The following is an 18,116-nucleotide window of genomic DNA, read 5'->3' as shown; positions in this document are numbered from 1 at the left end:
CGGCTGGGGGCAGGTTTCGTTCGACGCATCCGGTACTAGACCGCCACCCTGAGGTGCGAGCCTTGCGGCGCAATTGCGCCGCTGGGCAAGCCTCGAAGGGGGCGCGGCCCAAATGTGGCCGTTCACCCTTCGAGACGCGCGCAAGAGCGCGCTCCTCAGGATGACGGGGAAAAAGCTGTGCGAGGATGATGCCTCAGCAGCGAGATCGCAAACTACGCGCTGCGCAGCGTCGCGGGCGCCGCGTCGGCGCCGTTGTCGTCGAGATCGACTTGCGGCTTGTCCATCGCGACGACCACCTCGATACCGCGGCTGTGGCAGATATTGGCGAGGCCCGCAGGGAGCGGCGAATCGGTCACGAAGGTCTGGATCTGGCTCATATGGGCGATCCGCACCGGCGCGCTGCGGCGGAGCTTGGTCGAGTCCGAGACCAGCATCACATTGCGCGCATTGGCGATGATCGCCTGCGCGACTTGCACCTCGCGATAGTCGAAGTCGAGCAGCGCGCCCTCCTCGTCGATCGCGGAGGCGCCGATGATGGCGTAGTCGACCTTGAACTGGCCGATCAGCTGCGTCGCGGTGGAGCCGACCACGGCGCCGTCGGCGCGGCGCACCGTGCCGCCGGCCACCACCACCTCGATGCGCGGATGGCGGTACAGCAGCATCGCGACGTTGAGGTTGTTGGTGATGACCAGCAGATCCTCATGCGAGGTCAGCGCGCTCGCGACCTCTTCCGTGGTGGTGCCGATATTGATGAACAGTGAGCAGCCGTTCGGAATCCGTGCCGCCGCGGCAGCTCCGATCGCCTTCTTCTCCTCGGCGGCGACGAAGCGGCGCGCCTCGTAGGCGAGGTTCTCGACGCCCGAGGCGATGATCGCGCCGCCATGGATGCGCGTCAGAGAGCGCTGGTCGCAGAGATCGTTGAGGTCCTTGCGGATGGTCTGCGCCGACACCTCGAATCGCTTGGCGAGGTCTTCGACCATGACCCGGCCGAACGCGCGCGCGATGTTGAGGATTTCAGTCTGGCGATGGGAGAGTCCGGCCACGGCGGCCCCCTTGAAACGGCGAGTCGCCCATGGTGCGACCGTTCGGCACGGAGGTCAACGTGCAGTGCCGGGTCAGGGAAGGCCTGGGCGAAGGTGGACGCTTCGCCCGGGCCACACGCAATGACGCGAAGGCGCTCTACGAAGCCATCTCCATGGATTGACCGGTGAGCAGCCGGCGCGCCGCGCGCTCGGCCTCGCGCGCATTGCGGAAGATCTGACCTTCAAGGCGGTCGAAAAGGTGCGATGCAGCAAAGAATTGATATCCACGCGTATCGCGCACCACGATACCCGCCGTCTGCGAACTCACTTCGATCACGTAACTGTCGGACATTGTCAGCCTCGGTTTGACTTCGGCCCGACAACGGAGTTGCTGGCTGTTTGTTCCTCGATTATTTGCGCGGCGAAGCGCCGAAAACTCCGGGTTTTTGCAATCAAACCACGCTCCGGACTCAGTTTCGACGCGTTTCCTTTCACACCGAATCAGCGGCACTGGCGCGCGAAAAATGTCAGGTTTCGATCGTCGCGCCGTCGCGCTGAATTGGTTGCGGATGGCCCTGCTCGTCGATCGAGACATAGGTGAAATTGCCGTCGGTCACGAGGATCGACTGCTGCTCGCGGCGGCGCAGCACCCAGGCCTCGAGATGCACCGTGATCGAGGTGCGGCCGATGCGCACCAGATTGGCGTGGACGGAGACGAGATCGCCGACATTGACCGCCTTGCGGAAGTTCATCGCGTCGATCGCGACCGTCACGGTGCGCGACTTCGCCACCTTGGAGGCGAACACGCCGCCACCGAGATCCATCTGGCTGAGCAGCCAGCCGCCGAAGATGTCGCCATTGGCATTGGTGTCGGCCGGCATCGCCAGCGTGCGGATGCAGAGATCGCCTTTCGGCTCGGCGTCGGTGCTGAGCGGCGCGTGAGCATGGGCGTCGGTCACTTGCGAGTTGGTCACTTGCGAATCGCTCACTTGAATGCCTCCCAGCCGGGATCCGGCGCAAATCGTCCGCCGAACTTGCGCATCAAGGCCTGCATGGCCGATACCACATTGTCGACGCCGCGGCTGCGCGCATAGTTGAGCGGCCCGCCGCGGAACGGGGCATAGCCGGTGCCGAAGATCATCGCGCCGTCGACCATATCGGGATTGTCGACGATGCCTTCGCGCAAGGCGGCGACGCAGACATTCGAGATCGGCAGCACCAGGCGGTCGATCATCTCATCGGTGACCCGGGGACCGGTCTCCGGCAGCGGCGCCTTTTCCGCCTTGCCGTCCTTCCAGGTGTAGAAGCCCTTACCGGTCTTGCGGCCGAGCTCGCCTTTGGCGACTTTTTCACGCAACCATGCAGGCGTCGGCGGCAGCGTGTCGCCGAACTTCGAGCGCAGCATGTCGCCGACATCGAGGCAGATATCGAGGCCGACCTGGTCGGCGAGTTCAATCGGCCCCATCGGCATGCCGAACTCGACGGCGGCCGCGTCGATCAGGCGCTGGTCGGTCTTCTCGTCCAGCATCATCATCGCTTCCAGCATGTAGGGCGTCAGCGCGCGGTTGACGAGGAAGCCGGGCGAGCTCCTCACCGGCAGCGGCAGGCGGTCGATGGCGCCGACGAAAGCGAGCGCCTCCTTGAGCATCGCCGCATCGGTGCCGTCATGGCTGACGACCTCGACGAGTTGCAGCCGCGACACCGGATTGAAGAAGTGCAGGCCAAGCAGCCGCTCCGGCCGTGCCAGCGTGGTGCGCAGATCCTGCAGCGGGATGCTCGACGTATTGGTGGCGAGGATCGCGCCGGGCTTCAGCTTCGGCTCGAGGGAGGCATAGACCTTCTGCTTCAGCTCGAGCTTTTCCGGCACCGCCTCGATGATCAGATCGGCATTGCGGACGCCCTCGCCGTCCATGTCGGGAATCAGCCGGTCGAGCGCGTCGCGCTGGTCGATCCGCTTGCGCATGATCTTGCTGAACAACTCTGACGCTCGTTTCATGGCGCCCGCGATCGGCTCGGCTTTCATGTCGGCCAAGGTCACGCGCATGTCCTGGTTGGCGCACCAGGCCGCGATATCGCCGCCCATCGCGCCGGCGCCGATGACCTGGACGTGCACAACCTTGTTGCCGCTGCCGGCGAGCTTCTTCATCTGCTCGCGCAGGAAGAACACGCGGATCAGGTTCTGCGCGGTCGGTGTCACCATCAGATTGGCGAACGAGGCCTTCTCCGCATTCAGCATCGCCGTGCGGTTGCCGGCGTGCCTCTCCCACAGATCGATCAGCGCATAGGGCGCCGGGTAATGCTTGCGTGGTGCCGCCTTCTCGGCCTCGCTGCGCATCCGCGAGGCGAGGAAGCCCCTGACCGGACCAAGATTGAGGATCGAGTTGAGCACGCCGGGCCTGGCGCGCTTCAGCCGGCCGAACACCGCGTCCTTCACCGCGTTGCGGACATGGCGCTCCTGGGTGACGGCGTCGACCAGGCCGAGCGCCTTGGCGCGGCGCGCGTCGATGGTCTTGCCGGTCAGCATCAAGGTCATCGCCTGCATCGGGTTGACCAGCTCGGTGAAGCGCACGGTGCCGCCAAGACCTGGATGCAGGCCGAGCATCACCTCTGGGAAACCGAACCTGGCATCGTCGATCGCGATCCGCATCTGGCAGGCCAGCGCGACCTCGAGGCCGCCGCCGAGGCAGAAGCCGTGGATGACGGCGACCGAGGGCACGCGCAGCGCCTCGAGCCGGTCGATCACCGCATGGGCGCGACCGATCGCGGTCTCGACCGCGCTGGAATCGCTGGCGCCGCGAAACTCATTGACGTCAGCGCCGGCGATGAAGCCGCTTGGCTTGGCCGAGCGCACCACGAGACCCGTCGGCCGCTGGTTCTCCAGCGCCGCGACGATGGCATCGAGCTCCTCGAGTAGATCGGCGGACAGCATGTTGGCGCTGGCGCCGGCGCGGTCGAACAGCAGCCAGGCGATACCGTCGTCATCGCGCGTCAGCTTGAAATTCTTGTAGGGGCTGTCGGCGGCAGGCTTCGGCCCGAGCTCGAGCACGCGATCGGCGAGAAGGTCCATGATCCGTGAATCCATGATCACACCGTCTCTATCAACATCGCGCCGCCCTGCCCGCCACCGATGCATTCGGTGGCGACGCCGCGCCTGGTGCCGAGCCGCTTCATCGCATTGACCAGATGTAGCACGATGCGGTTGCCGCTGGTGCCGACCGGATGGCCGAGGCTGATCGCGCCGCCGTCGACGTTCAACTTCGCGCGGTCGATCTCGCCGGCCGCGCCATCGAGCCCAAGGATCTCGCGGCAGAATTTTTCGTCGTTCCATGCCGCGAGGCAGCCCAGCACCTGGGTGGCGAAGGCCTCGTTCAGCTCCCAGGTCTCGACATCCTGCAAGGTCAGGCTATTGCGCTTGAGCAGCGCGCTCGCCGAGAGCACCGGGCCGAAGCCCATGATCGAGGGATCAAGCGCCGACCATTGGCTGTCGAGGATGACGGCCTTCGGCGTCAGCCCGTGCTTGGCCACCGCCTTCTCCGACGCCAGGATCACCCAGGAGGCGCCGTCGGTGATCTGCGAGGAATTGCCGGCGGTGACCTGGCCCCACGGACGCTCGAACACCGGCTTCAGCTTTGCGAGCGTCTCGGGCGTCGAGTTCGGTCGGACGCCGTCGTCATGGTCGAAGAACTTGCCGTCGCGGGAGAACGCGGTCTCGACCTCGCCCTTGAGAAAGCCCTGCTGCTGCGCGTTGGCCAGCCGCTGATGGCTCTCGGCGGCATACGCATCAGACTGCGCGCGCGTAATGCCGAAGAGATGACCGACCTTCTCGGCGGTCTGCCCCATGTTGAGCTCGGTGATCGGGTCGGTCAGCCCGCGCTCGAGGCCGATGATCGGCTTGAAGTAGCTCGGCTTCACCTTCAGCGCCGCGGCGATCTTGGCACCTAGCCCCTTGGCGCCGGCGAAGCCGGCAAACCAGCGTACGCCGGAATTGGGCCAGACCAGCGGCGCGTGGCTCAAGGCTTCGGCACCGCCGGCGAGGATCAGGTCGGAGATGCCCTCGCGGATGTAGCGATAGCCGGTGTCGATCGACTGCATGCCGGAGCCGCAATTGATCTGCACCGTGAAGGCGACCATCTGCTCGCCCATGCCGAGCCTGAGAGCCGCAACGCGCGCCGGGTTCATCTCGTCGGCGATCACGTTGACGCAGCCGAGGATGACCTGGTCGAAGGCGGTGGGCGCGAAAGGCTGCCGTGCCAGCAGCGGCCGACCGCATTGTACGGCAAGATCGACCGGGGTGAACGGGCCGGGACCGGAGCGCGCCTTCAGGAACGGCGTCCGGCTGCCGTCGACAATAAAGACTGGTCGCGCCATCAGCTCGCCGCCCTCTGCTCACCAAGCTCCTGGAAGAACTGATGCACGTCGGCGGATTTCTTGTAAATCGGGGACAGCGCCTCCGGCGCAAAATCATCGACCTCGATGACTTTGGCGACGGCCTCGTGGGCAGCGGCGAGCTTCCCGCCGTCGGCCTCGGCGATGACGCCCTTCTTGACCGCCTCCCTCCAGTCATGGAGGCAAGCCGCGCGCAACTGCTTGGCGGCGTCCTCGGCCTCGGTGACGAGGCGGAAGGCCTTCTCCAGCCGCGCGATGCCGCCGTCATCCTCGACAAAGGCGAGGTCCGGCGTCAGGCGATCGCGCGCAGCCGACGGCGACAGCACGAGCTGCGCGCATTGCTGCACGACGCGATCGGACGGGCCGGTGACGCGGGCGCCGAACGGCTGGATCAGGAATTTCAGCAGCCACGCCACCGGGCGGTTCGGCAGATTGGCGAAGATTTCCGCAAAGCGGTTCTCGATGGTCTTGAAGCCGGATGCCATGCACCATTCGAGCGCGGGAAGATCCTCCTTCTGCCGGCCCTCGTCCTGCCAGCGCTTGAGCGCGGCGGAGAGCAAATACAGTTCGGACAGGATGTCGCCGAAGCGCGCGGAGAGCATCTCCTTGCGCTTCAGCGCGCCGCCGAGGGTGAGCAACGCCATGTCGGCGCACAGCGCGAATGCCGACGAATAGCGCGACAGCTGGCGATAGAACTCGGTCGCATCGCCGGCATCCGGTGCCGGCGCGAACAAGCCGAAACTCCAGCTGCGGCCCCAGGCGCGGAACATGGTCGCAAAGCTGTGGCCGATATGTTTCCAGAACGCGGTGTCGAACGCGGTCAGGCCCTTGTCGCGGTCGGTCTCGCCGAGCGCGTTCATCTCCTGCAACAGATAGGGATGCGCGCGGATCGCGCCCTGCCCGAACACGATCAGATTACGGGTCAGGATGTTGGCGCCCTCGACCGTGATGCCGACCGGCACCGAGCGGTAGAGCCCGCCGAGATAATTCTGCGGCCCGTCGATCACGGCCTTGCCGCCATGGATGTCCATGGCGTCGTCGATCGCGATCCGCATCCGCTCGGTGGCGTGCAGCTTCATGATCCCGGAGATGACGGCGGGATGATGCCCCTCATTCAGTGCCGCGCAGGTCAGCCGCCGCGCGGCGTCGAGCAGATAGGCCGTGCCGGCAATCCGCGCGAGCGGCTCCTCGATGCCTTCGAATTTCGAGATCGAGATGCCGAACTGCTCGCGGATGCGGGCATAGGCGCCGGTGGTGCGCGCGGCATAGGCAGCGCCGGCGGCCGACAACGACGGCAGCGAGATGCCGCGGCCGGCGGCGAGCGCCGTCATCAGCATCTTCCAGCCCTGACCGAGCCGCTCCTGCCCGCCGATGATGTAGTCGAGCGGGATGAAGACGTCCTTGCCCCAGTTCGGGCCGTTCTGGAACACCTGCATCGCCGGCAGATGGCGGTGGCCGATCGAGACGCCGGGCAGATGCGTCGGGATCAGCGCGACGGTGATGCCGAGCTCCTCCTCGCTGCCGACGAGGTGATCGGGATCATAGGCCTTGAAGGCAAGGCCGAGCAGCGTCGCGACCGGGCCGAGCGTGATGTAGCGCTTGTGCCAGTTGAGCCTCAAGCCGAGCACCTCGCGGCCTTCGAAATTGCCCTTGCAGATGATGCCGGTGTCGATCATCGAGGCGGCGTCCGAGCCGGCCTCCGGGCTGGTCAGGCCGAAGCAGGGAATGTCCTGGCCGGAGGCGAGGCGCGGCAGCCATTTGTCCTGCTGCTCCTTGGTGCCGAAGCGCATCAAGAGTTCACCCGGCCCGAGCGAGTTCGGCACCATCACGGTGACGGCCGCGGTCAGCGAGCGCGACGAGATCTTGCGCACCACTTCGGAATGCGCGTAGGGCGAGAAGCCGAGACCGCCGAATTCCTTCGGGATGATCATGCCGAAGAATTTTTTGGCCTTGATGAAGGCCCAGACCTCGGGCGGCAGATCGCGCCATTCCCAGTTGATCTTCCACTCGTCGAGCATCCTGCAGAGCTCGTCGACCGGACCGTGCAGGAAGGCTTGCTCTTCCTCGGTCAATCTGGCCGGCGCGAACGCCAGCAATTTCGACCAGTCGGGGTTGCCGGTGAATAGATCGGCGTCCCACCAGACGTCGCCGGCTTCCAGCGCCTCGCGCTCGGTGTCCGACATCGTCGGCAGCACGCCGCGCGCCCAGGAGAAGATCGGTTTTGTCATATAGTCGCGGCGGAAGCTCATGGCGGATCCTCATGAAACGGCGGCGCGGATGGGTGATCTTATCGGAAAGTGCCGTTCACCGGTGAACACTTCGCTTCGCAGATAAAGCGAAATTGACGCGGCCCAGGCGCCATTCTGTTAACGGCAGGCCACGCGTTCAGTTCCGAAAGCTGAGCTGCGACAATCAGGTAGCCGGGGATGGCGCAGACGCCATCCCCATGCAGGACGAGCTAGGCGGCCGCTCCCTGGGTTGCGGTATAGACCGCGTAGAGCGACTGGCTTGCGGCCATGAACAGACGGTTGCGCTTGGGACCACCGAAGGTGATGTTGCCGCAGACCTCGGGCAGCCGGATGCGGCCGAGCAGCTTGCCTTCCGGCGACCACACCGTCACGCCGCTGTAACCGACCGCGCGACCGGCATTGCTCGAGCACCAGACATTGCCGTTGACGTCGCAGCGGATGCCGTCCGGTCCGCACTTCACGCCGTCGATCGTGAAATCGCTGAACCGCTTGCCGTTGGAAAGCTTGTTGTCGGCGCCGATATCGAACACGAAAACGTCGCCCTTACCGCCAGGGCCGCTATCGCCCGGTCCCTTGCCGGTCGAGACCACGTAGAGCTTCTTGTAGTCGGGCGAGAAGCAGAGGCCGTTCGGATCCGGCACCTGGTCCTCGCTGACCACGAGATCGACGCGGCCGGACGGGTCGATGCGATAGCAATTGGTCGGCAGTTCGCGCTTGGCCGGCACGAAGCCCGCCGGCTGGCCGATCCGGGGATTGAGCTTGCCGGCCGGATTGCCCGGGCCGCCCGCGGCATCAGGCTCGCCTTCATAGAGCTGGCTGCCATAGGGCGGATCGGTGAACCAGTAGCTGCCGTCGGGATGCGCGACGACGTCGTTCGGCGAGTTCAGCCGCTTGCCTTGATAGGAATCCGCGAGCACGGTCGCGGTGCCGTCATTCTCGTAGCGCGTCACGCGGCGGGTGAGATGTTCGCAGGACAGCTGGCGGCCCTGGAAGTCGAACGAATTGCCGTTCGAGTAGTTCGACGGCGTGCGGAAGACGCTGACATGGCCGTCATCTTCCGACCAGCGCATCTGCCGGTTGTTCGGGATGTCGCTCCACAGCAGATAGCGGCCCTGCGAACTCCAGGCCGGGCCGTCCGCCGACAACAGGCCGGTATAGAGGCGCTTGATCGAGGTGTTGGGCTGGGCAAGGTCGTTGAAGGACGGATCGACCGCGATGATGTCGGGGTCCCAGAAATAGGTGGTCGGCGCACCGCGCGGACTGAAGTCGCGCGGCGGGCTGGTGATCGTCGTCGGCGGCCCGACCGGCGCGGGCGCGTTCTGGGCCAGCGCGCTGCCGATGCCCGCGACGGCGGCGGCGGAAACCGCCAGTCCCTGAACCAGCGTGCGCCGTGAAACATTCGGATCGCGTTGTTCTTCGTTCGGATCGCTCCGCTCGTGGCGTGTCATCGCATCCTCCCACTCTGTTGGCCGGCCGTTGATCCGGCCTGGCGGGTGGAGGTTAGACTGCTCTCGGAGAGGTTGCGAGTGACGGTTTTTCATCCCCGCGCGCGGAAATTTCACATTGTTGTGGTGCGGGCCGTCGTTGCGGAGCGCACGAATCCGCAGCGGAGCAACGTCTCTTACCTCGCCCCGCTTGCGGGGAGAGGTCGAAATTCAAGCGCAGCTTGAATTTCGGGTGAGGGGGTACAGGTCTCACGACCATCATAACTGGTGGAAGCAGCCCCTCACCCTACCCTCTAAGAGCGAGCTTCGCTCGTCTCGACCCCGTGAAGAACGGGGAGAGGGAGGATAGAGCAGCACTCAATCCGGCCGGATCATCTCGAACATGTTTTCCGGCTTGATCTCGAAGTAGTCGCCGCGGCGGCCGGCGCGGACGATCGGGTGCGCGAGACCGGTCTGGTAGACGCCGTCCTTGATGAAGGCCTTGTCGATGTGGACGGCGACGACCTCGCCGAGCGTCAGCCACGCCTCGGCCTTCTTGCCGTCGGCGCCCTGGAGCTGGACGATCTGGCTGACTTTGCATTCGAACGACACCGGGCTTTCGGCGACCCGCGGCACGTTGACGAGCTTGCCGGCGACCTGCGTGAGGCCCGCGAGCCTGAACTCGTCGACATCGCGCGCGACATGCGCCGCGGTCGCGTTCATGTGCCTGGCGAGATCCATCGTCGCCAGATTCCAGACGAACTCGCCGGTGTCCTGGATGTTGGCGACGCTGTCCTTCCAGTTGGTGGAGGAGAAGCCGATGATCGGCGGCACGTAGCAGAAGGCGTTGAAGAAGCTGTAGGGCGCGAGGTTGACGTTGCCGCTTTTGTCGCGCGAGGAGATCCAGCCGATCGGCCGCGGCGCCACGATGGCGTTGAACGGGTCGTGCTTCAGGCCGTGGCCGTTCTTCGGCTCGTAGAAATGCAGGTCTTTGGCGGTCACAGCTGAATCTCTCTCTTTGTCATTCCGGGATGGTCCGAAGGACCAGAACCGGAATCTCGAGATTCCACAATGCGCGATTGCGCATTGGGGTTCGATGCTTACGCATCGCCCCGGAATGAGAAAGGAGTTAACTGACGAAAATGTCAGCCCTGGCGCTCAATTGGCGCGCGCGCGCGGCGACAGGCCGGCGATGACGAAATCGATCATCTGGTCGATGGTCGGGCCCGGCTTGGTGGCGCATTGGGCGATCATCTGCGGGTGGAAGAACCGCATCATCGCGGTGCAGGCGCACAGCGAGGCAACCTCCAGGTCCCTGACCTCGAACTCGCCCGAGGCCGCACCTTGCGCGATCACCTCGCCGATGATGCGGGCGATCAACTCCATATGCGCAACGCAGACCCCCCAGTCCTCCTGCATCGCGATTTCGACCATCTCGTGCAGCTTGGAATTGCCGACATAGCGCTCGGTGTTCATGCGATTGATGGTCGTCATCATCTCACGCAAGCGCGTCGCGGCCGGCCCCTCGGATCGCGCAATGCGCTGTGCCTCGATCTCGACCTCGCCCATCAGGCCGCGCGCCACGCCTTCGTGGATCGACTTCTTCGAATCGAAGAAGCGGTACACGTTGGCGGGGCTCATCCGCAGCTCTTTGGCGATGTCGGCGACCGTCGTCTTCTGATACCCGATCTGCCGGAACAAGCGCTCCGCCACCACGAGAATCCGCTCGCGGGTGTCGGTTTCGCTATGTTCCGAGATCAGTGTCATGTTGGCCTGCTCAATCTTCAATTATTCGGCCGCTTCAGCAAGCGGAAATGCGCGTTGCGCATCGCCGGCATGCTGCGGCGCAGTATCGGTTTGCTCTGAGCCGCTTTCCTCGAGGGTCTTGCGGAACCAGAGGGCGTAAAGGCCCGGCAGATACAGCAAGGTCAGGAAAGTCGCAACAAACAAACCGCCCATGATGGTGATCGCCATCGGGCCCCAGAACGCCGAGCGCGACAGCGGGATCATGGCGAGGATGGCGGCCAGGGCCGTCAGCACCACCGGCCGGGCGCGCCGGACGGTGGCTTCGACGATCGCCTCGCGCCGGGTCAGGCCGGACGCCACGTCGCTCTCGATCTGATCGACCAGAATCACCGCGTTGCGCATGATCATGCCGGCGAGCGCGATCAGGCCGAGCAGCGCCACGAAGCCGAACGGCTGGTTGGCGACGTTCAGCCCCAGCGAGGCGCCGACGATGCCGAGCGGCGCGGTCAGGAACACCAGGAACAAGCGCGAGAAGCTCTGCAGCTGGATCATCAGCAGCGTCAGCATCACCATCACCATCACGGGGAAGAGGATGAAGATCGACGCATTGCCCTTGGCGGATTCCTCGAACGCCCCGCCCGGCTCGATCCGGTAAGCCGGCTCGAGATGGGCCTGGATGTCCTTCAGCTTCGGCGAGATCTGGTTGGTGACGTCGGGCGCCTGCACGCCGTCGACGACGTCGGAGCGCACGGTGATCGCCATGTCGCGGTTGCGCCGCCACAGGATCGGCTCCTCATGCGCATATTCGATCTTGGCAATCTGCTGCAGCGGGACGGCGACGCCGTTGCGCGTGGTGATGGTGAGATCGCCGACGCGGCCGAGATCGAGCCGCTCGGACGGCACCGCGCGGGCGACCACGCCGACCTTCTCGATGCCGTCGCGGATCGTGGTGACCGGCGCGCCCGAGATCAGCATCGCCAGCGCCTGCGAGACGTCCTGCGGGGTCAGGCCGAGCGCACGCGCCCGATCCTGGTCGACGGCGAGCTTCAGGTAGGGCGACTGCTCGTTCCAGTCGAGCTGGACGTCCTTGACGTTCTTGTTCTGGCGCATGACGTCGCGCACCTGGTAGGCGATGTCGCGCACCTTGTTGGCATCGGGGCCGATCACGCGGAACTGGACCGGGAAGCCGACCGGCGGACCGAAATTGAAGCGGTCGACCCGGACCCGTGCCTCGTTCAAAGCGCCGTCGGCGGCGGCCTGCTCGATCTTGGCCTTGACGCGCTCGCGCGCCTCGACGTTCTTGGCGAGGATCACGATCTCGGCAAAGGCCTCGTTCGGCAGCTGCGGGTTGAGGCCGAGCCAGAAGCGCGGCGAGCCCTGGCCGACATAGGCGGTGTAGGTCTGGATATCGTCATCGCCCTTCAGCAGCCCTTCGGCCTGCTTCACCGCCTTCTCGGTGACGTTGAAGGCGGTGCCCTCGGGCAGACGCAGCTGCAGGAACAGCTCGGGCCGCTCCGACAGCGGGAAGAACTGCTGCTGGACGTGGCCGAACGCAACGATGGAGGCAACGAAGACGCCGACGGTCGCCGCCACCACCTTGATGCGGTGATCGACGCACCACTGCACCACGCTGCGCAGGCCGCGATACATCCGCGTCTCGTAGATCGCGTGCGGATCGTGGTTCTGGTGCACCTTGATGTTGGGCAACAGCTTGACGCCGATATAGGGCGTGAAGATCACCGCGACGAACCAGGACGCGACCAGCGAGATCGCCACGATCCAGAAGATGCCGCCGGCATATTCGCCGACCGCCGAATTGGCAAAGCCGATGGGGAGGAAGCCAGCGGCCGTGACCAGCGTCCCCGTGAGCATCGGAAACGCGGTGGATTCCCAGGCAAAGGACGCCGCCTTCATGCGGTCCCAGCCCTGCTCCATCTTCACCACCATCATCTCGACCGCGATAATGGCGTCGTCGACCAGAAGGCCGAGCGCAATGATCAGCGCGCCGAGCGTGATGCGGTGCAGGTCGAGCGACATTGCGTTCATCACGATGAAGACGATGCCGAGCACCAGCGGCACCGACAGCGCGACTACGATGCCGGTGCGCCAGCCGAGCGCGACAAAGGAGACGAACAGCACGATCGCGAGCGCCTCGACGAAGGAGTGCACGAACTCGCCGACGGCGTGCTCGACCACCTTGGGCTGGTCGGCGATCTGCTGGACATCGACGCCTGCGGCACCGCCTTCAGGAACTCGGCGGTCGCCTTCTGGACCTCCTTGCCGAGCTCGAGGATGTTGGCGCCCTTGGCGGTGACGACGCCGATGCCGAGCGCCGGCTTGCCTTCCTGACGCACCACGAAGCTCGGCGGATCGACATAGCCGTGAGAGACGGTCGCGATATCGCCGAGCCGGAACACGCGGCCGTTGCTCTCGACCGGCGTCTCGGCAACCGCCTTGACGCCGTCAAGCGCGCCGGTGACGCGCAGCGGCACGCGCTGCGATGAGCTCTCGACGGTACCGGCCGGGGTGACGTTATTCTGCTTGGCGAGCGAGTTCGAACAGCGCCTGCGGCGTGATGCCGAGCGTCGCCAGCTTGGCATGCGAGAACTCGACGAAGATACGCTCGTCCTGGGTGCCGTAGAGATCGATCTTGGTCACGCCGGGCACCTTCAGCAGGCGCTGGCGAAAACCCTCCGCGACCTTTTTGAGCTGCGCATAATTGGCGCCGTCGCCGGTCATCATATAGAGGATCGAATCGACGTCGGAGAATTCGTCGTTGACGACGGGACCGAGGATGCCGGAGGGCAGCTCGCCCTGCACATCGACCAGCTTCTTGCGCAACAGATAAAAGAGATAGGGCACGTCCTTCGGCGAAGTCGAATCCTTGAAGGAGACCTGCATCGCCGTGAAGCCCGGCTTGGAATAGGTCTGCACCTTGTCGAAGAACGGCAGCTCCTGCAGTTTCTTCTCAATGGGATCGGCGACCTGCATCTGCATTTCCTGCGAGGTCGCGCCCGGCCACATCACCGAGACGTTCACCACCTTGACGGTGAAGAACGGATCCTCGGCGCGGCCGAGCTTCTCGTAGGAGAAGAAGCCCGCGGCGGCGAGGATGATCATCAGGAACAGGACCAGCGTCGGATGGCCGACCGCCCAGGCTGAAAGGTTGAAGCGCTTCATCGAACTCTCCAAGTTCTAGACCAGTCCCAGAACCGTTTCCGCTGCTATGCGAGGGTTAGAACGACAGCGACGACACGACCCGCACCTTCTGGCTCGGATCGAGTTTCTGCACACCGAGGGCGACCACCTTGGCGCCATCGTCGACGCCGCCGGAGATGACGACGTTGTTGCTCTCATAGGCCTTCACCTTGACCGGCTTCAGCGCGATGTCGCCCTTGTCGTCGACGATGTAGAGCGAGGGATCGCCGCCCTGGCTGTACAGCGCCGACAGCGGCAACTTGGCGACGCGCTCGCTCGCCTTGTCGGCCAGCGTCAGCGTCGCGGTCATGCCGAGCGAAACCGCCTCGTCGGCGCCCGGCAGCGAGAATTTTGCGAGATAGGTGCGGGTGGCGGGATCGGCCTGCGGCGCGACCTCGCGCAGCCTGGCGGCATAGCTCTTCTTGGCGTCCGACCACAGCGTCACCGTGGCTACGCCCGACCTGGCACGAGCAAGAAGCGTCTCTGGGATCGCGACGACAGCTTCCTTCTCGCCAAGTCGGGCGACACGGATCGAAGCCTGGCCCGCGGCAACCACCTGGCCGGGCTCGATCATGGTCGCTGTGACGACACCCCGGGTGTCGGCCACCAGCGTTGCATAAGAGAGGGAATTCCTGGTCAGCTCGACCGAACGCTCGGCGCGGTTCAGCCGGGCGCGGGCCTCGTCGCCGGCGGCCTTGGCGGAATTGAGCGCCGCATCGGTGGTCCAGCCCTTGGCCTTCAGATCCTTGGCGCGCTGCTCGGCGGCCGCGGCCTGAGCCAGCACGCCGGTGGCGGCGCGGAATTCAGCCTCCGCCTGCTCGGCCTGCAGCTTCAGGTCGACCTCGTCGAGGGTGGCCAAGGGCTGGTCGACGTCGACTGTCTGTCCGACCTCGACCAGCCGCTTGGCCACCTTGCCGGCAACCCGAAAGCCCATATCGGCTTCGATACGGGGCTTGATGGTGCCGACAAAGCTGCGCTCAGGGGTTTCGGCTTCATAATGGACGGTCGCCACCAAGACGGGGCGCCCCGGATCGGCGTTTTCGGCCGCCTTTTCGTTGCAGCCGGTCAGCGCGAACACCGCGAAAGCCAATGATGCTCCCGTCAAGAGCCTGTAATAGCTCGAGAAAACGGAACGAACGAACATCTGAAATCTCCATCGGGCTGACGACTGATGAAGAGTATCGATTTATCACTGATAAATGTCAATATTCGTCAGTGATAACCAATTCGTGAGCACGGGTCGGAAGCGGCGCGAGAGTTGCGATGTGGAGCTCGGAAAATGCGTCGCTACTTCGCGCCGGCGAACTCGGTTTTGGTCTCGTGGCTGCCGAGGAAAACCAGCAGGCCCGCGGCAAGCGGCAACAGCGACAGCACAAGCAGGCCGGTCGACGTGCTGCCGGTGGCTTCCTTGACCCAGCCGATCAGATAGGGCCCGCCGAAACCGGCGAGGTTGCCGATCGAGTTGATCAGCGCGATCGCGCCGGCCGCGGCAGTGCCGGAGAGCCAGGCGGTCGGCAGCGTCCAGAACACCGCGAACGTGCAGAACACGCCGATCGCGGCGACCGTCAGCACCACCATCGTCATGACCGGATCGGTGATGTAGCTGGAGACGGCGAGCGCCAGCGCGGTCAGCAGCAGTGGCGCGCCGACATGGAACACGCGCTCGCGCGTAGCATCGGAACGGCGCGCCCACAGGATCATCGCGACGGTGCCGAATGCGTACGGAATCGCGGTGACGAAGCCGGTCTGCGCGTTGGTGAGACCGAACGCCTTGACGATCTGCGGCAGCCAGAACTGCATGCCGTAGAGCGAGGCGACGAAACCGAAATAGATCGCGCTGAGCGCCAGCACCTTCGGCGAGGACAGCGCCTCGCCCAGCGTGAAATGCTTCGCCGCCTGCTTGGCCGCGACCTCGGCGTCGAGCTTCGCCTTGAGCCACGCCTTCTGCTCGGCCGAGAGCCAATCGGCCTTCTCCGGCCGGTCGGTCAGATAGAACCAGGTGACGATGCCGAGCAGCACCGAGGGAACGCCCTCGATGACGAACAGCCACTGCCAGCCCTTCAAGCCCATCACGCCGTCGAGGCCGAGCAACAGGCCGGAGATCGGCGCGCCGATCACGGTCGAGATCGGCACCGCGAGCGCGAAGGCGGCGAGGAAGCGCGCACGATACTCGGCTGGGTACCAGTAGGTCAGATAGAGGATGATGCCGGGGAAGAAGCCGGCCTCGGCCACCCCGAGGAGGAAGCGCAGCGCATAGAAGCTGTGCTCGTCATAGACCGCCGCCATCAACGCCGAGAGGATGCCCCAGCTCACCATGATGCGGGCGATCCACTTGCTGGCGCCGAACCGCTCCAGCGCCAGGTTGCTCGGCACCTCGAAGATGAAATAGCCGATGAAGAAGATGCCGGCGCCGAACGAGAACACCACCGGCGAGAATTTCAGCTCGCTGTTCATGGTGAGCGCGGCGAAACCGAGATTGACGCGGTCGAGATAGGAGAAGAAGTAGGCCAGGATCAGGAACGGGATCAGCCGCCAGGAGATCGCGCGGATCGTCGACGTCTCGGTCTCGCTGCGGGCGCCGCGATCGGGCGCGATGGTTGCTGTCTGGCTCATGAGCTTTCCCCGGGTGTTGCTTGCCGTGAGGATTATTGGCTGGCTCCGCTTTGAGCAATGGCAAAAACTCATAGCTCACAGCGCAAACGGAAACCCCTGTGCGTTTTGTCCACGGGGTCATTGCGAGCGAAGCGAAGCAATCCACTTATCCGCTTGTGGCGCGTTGGATTGCTTCGCGGAGCCTGTCATCGGGCGCGCGTTCGCGCGACCCGTTGGCTCGCAATGACGGAGAGCCAGCCCTATTCAGCGAGCTGGAAGCGCTCGAAGCGGTCGAGCTCTTCCTCGATGCGCCGCTTCAGCTCCTTGCGTGCCGCCTGCTTCTTGCCGTTGCCGACCCAGCTCCATTTCTGCATCAGGAGCTTCTTGTTCTGCCGGTCGGTCTTGAGGTCGAGGGCGGCGACGATGTCGTCGCCGACCAGCACCGGCAGCGCGAAATAGCCGAACAGGCGCTTCTCCTTCGGCACATAGGCCTCGAAACGGTGGCCATAGCCGAAGAACAGCTCGGTGCGCTTGCGCTGGATGATCAGCGGATCGAACGGCGAGAGGATGTGAACCAGGGTGGGATCGCCCTCGCCGGTCGCGTCCAGCACCTCGGGCCGCGCCCAATGCTCCTGCTTGCCGGCGCCTTCCAGCCCGACCCGGACCAGCTCCTTGCGGCGCAGGCGCGCCTCGATCAGGCTGCGCACCGCCTTCTTGCTCGGCGCATCGAGATGGCAGATCGAATCCAGGCTGACGATGCCCTGCGAGCGCAGCGCGCGGTCGAGCAGATAGGCGGTCCGGGCCGAGGCCGGGGCCGGCTTCGGCGGCTTGTCCCAGCCGAAGTGCCGGGTCATCAGCTCATAGGTCTTCAGCATGCCGGCGCGCTCGCTGATCGTGACCACGCCGCCATAGAAGGCGAGCTGCAACGCGCGCTTGGAGGGCTTGCGGCTCTGCCAGAGATGCTCCTTCTCGGTCAGCACGTCGTCATCGATGTCGCGGATGGTCAGCGGACCGGCACGGAGCAGCCGCAGCACCTTGCGCGTATCCGCCGGGGTCACCGACGAGAACCATTTGTGGCCCTCGCGCTTGTGCGCCTTCATCGCCGGCAGGAAGATGCCGATGTCCTTGGACGGAATGTAGGACAGCGCGTGCGTCCAGTACTCGAACACGCTCTTGTCACGGCTCTGCGCCTGCTTGAGGTCGGTGCGGCGGTAGTCCGGAATGCGGGTGAACAGGATGTGGTGATGGCAGCGCTCGATCACGTTGATGGTGTCGATCTGCACATAGCCGAGATGATCGACGGCGGCGGCCACCGCTGGCGCCCCCTCGCCGAACGGCACCTGGGTATCGAGCCGCTGCGCGCGCAGCCAGATATGGCGGGCGGCAGCATTGTTCAACGAAAGGGGTTCGGCGGCGCGGGACATTGCCCCAGCAATGTAGTGAGATTCGCGCCCCTTTGGAGAGCCGCGCGGCGGAAATCAGCTCCGCATCATTCGCGG

Annotated in this window: 12 protein-coding genes and 1 pseudogene; all 13 read right to left on the bottom strand. The window is 65.0% G+C overall.

Translation table 11 applies throughout. The annotated features are described in order from the left end of the window. Nucleotides 1-212: 212 nt before the first annotated feature. The 13 genes and pseudogenes from ACSKB9_RS33450 to ACSKB9_RS33390 all read right to left on the bottom strand — a co-directional run bounded on the left by ACSKB9_RS33450 (nt 213) and on the right by ACSKB9_RS33390 (nt 18,041). On the bottom strand, nt 213-1,043 hold the full coding sequence (locus tag ACSKB9_RS33450; protein WP_438078526.1) for a DeoR/GlpR family DNA-binding transcription regulator: 831 nt from the start codon (nt 1,041-1,043) through the stop codon (nt 213-215). A 136-nt stretch (nt 1,044-1,179) separates the two neighbouring features. Next, nucleotides 1,180-1,374: a hypothetical protein gene (locus tag ACSKB9_RS33445; protein WP_438078524.1), complete on the bottom strand. Its 195-nt coding sequence runs from the start codon at nt 1,372-1,374 to the stop codon at nt 1,180-1,182. Between the two features lie 175 nt (nt 1,375-1,549). After that, nucleotides 1,550-1,981 (bottom strand): acyl-CoA thioesterase, encoded by a 432-nt coding sequence (locus tag ACSKB9_RS33440; RefSeq protein WP_438080510.1) that lies wholly within the window; start codon nt 1,979-1,981, stop codon nt 1,550-1,552. Between the two features lie 26 nt (nt 1,982-2,007). Then, nucleotides 2,008-4,104 (bottom strand): 3-hydroxyacyl-CoA dehydrogenase NAD-binding domain-containing protein, encoded by a 2,097-nt coding sequence (locus tag ACSKB9_RS33435; protein ID WP_438078523.1) that lies wholly within the window; start codon nt 4,102-4,104, stop codon nt 2,008-2,010. A 2-nt stretch (nt 4,105-4,106) separates the two neighbouring features. Continuing rightward, nucleotides 4,107-5,390, bottom strand: a complete 1,284-nt coding sequence (locus ACSKB9_RS33430) for an acetyl-CoA C-acetyltransferase (RefSeq protein ID WP_438078521.1) — start codon at nt 5,388-5,390, stop codon at nt 4,107-4,109. Then, nucleotides 5,390-7,657, bottom strand: coding sequence for an acyl-CoA dehydrogenase (locus ACSKB9_RS33425; protein ID WP_438078519.1), 2,268 nt, complete (start codon nt 7,655-7,657; stop codon nt 5,390-5,392). Before ACSKB9_RS33425 ends, ACSKB9_RS33430 begins: the two co-directional genes overlap by 1 nt. A gap of 209 nt (nt 7,658-7,866) precedes the next feature. Beyond that, the gene (locus ACSKB9_RS33420; protein WP_438078517.1) at nt 7,867-9,105 is read right to left on the bottom strand and encodes an SMP-30/gluconolactonase/LRE family protein; all 1,239 of its coding nucleotides are present in this window, start codon (nt 9,103-9,105) and stop codon (nt 7,867-7,869) included. Between the two features lie 354 nt (nt 9,106-9,459). Next, a complete protein-coding gene (locus ACSKB9_RS33415; protein WP_438078515.1) occupies nt 9,460-10,083 on the bottom strand; it encodes a flavin reductase family protein in 624 nt (207 codons plus the stop codon). A gap of 156 nt (nt 10,084-10,239) precedes the next feature. After that, nucleotides 10,240-10,848 (bottom strand): TetR family transcriptional regulator, encoded by a 609-nt coding sequence (locus ACSKB9_RS33410; protein ID WP_438078513.1) that lies wholly within the window; start codon nt 10,846-10,848, stop codon nt 10,240-10,242. A gap of 21 nt (nt 10,849-10,869) precedes the next feature. After that, nucleotides 10,870-14,007 (bottom strand): annotated as a pseudogene (locus ACSKB9_RS33405) (efflux RND transporter permease subunit). Nucleotides 14,008-14,062: 55 nt separating this feature from the next. Beyond that, complete coding sequence (locus ACSKB9_RS33400) at nt 14,063-15,169, bottom strand: efflux RND transporter periplasmic adaptor subunit (protein WP_438078511.1); 1,107 nt, start codon at nt 15,167-15,169, stop codon at nt 14,063-14,065. A gap of 143 nt (nt 15,170-15,312) precedes the next feature. Next, a complete protein-coding gene (locus ACSKB9_RS33395) occupies nt 15,313-16,638 on the bottom strand; it encodes an MFS transporter (RefSeq protein ID WP_438078509.1) in 1,326 nt (441 codons plus the stop codon). 239 nt (nt 16,639-16,877) lie between these two features. Continuing rightward, nucleotides 16,878-18,041: a winged helix-turn-helix domain-containing protein gene (locus ACSKB9_RS33390; protein ID WP_438078507.1), complete on the bottom strand. Its 1,164-nt coding sequence runs from the start codon at nt 18,039-18,041 to the stop codon at nt 16,878-16,880. Between the last annotated feature and the right edge of the window lie 75 nt (nt 18,042-18,116).

This window comes from Bradyrhizobium sp. BR 1433 (assembly GCF_051547665.1).
GTDB lineage: Bacteria > Pseudomonadota > Alphaproteobacteria > Rhizobiales > Xanthobacteraceae > Bradyrhizobium > Bradyrhizobium australafricanum.
This window is presented reverse-complemented; position numbering and strand designations above follow the sequence as displayed.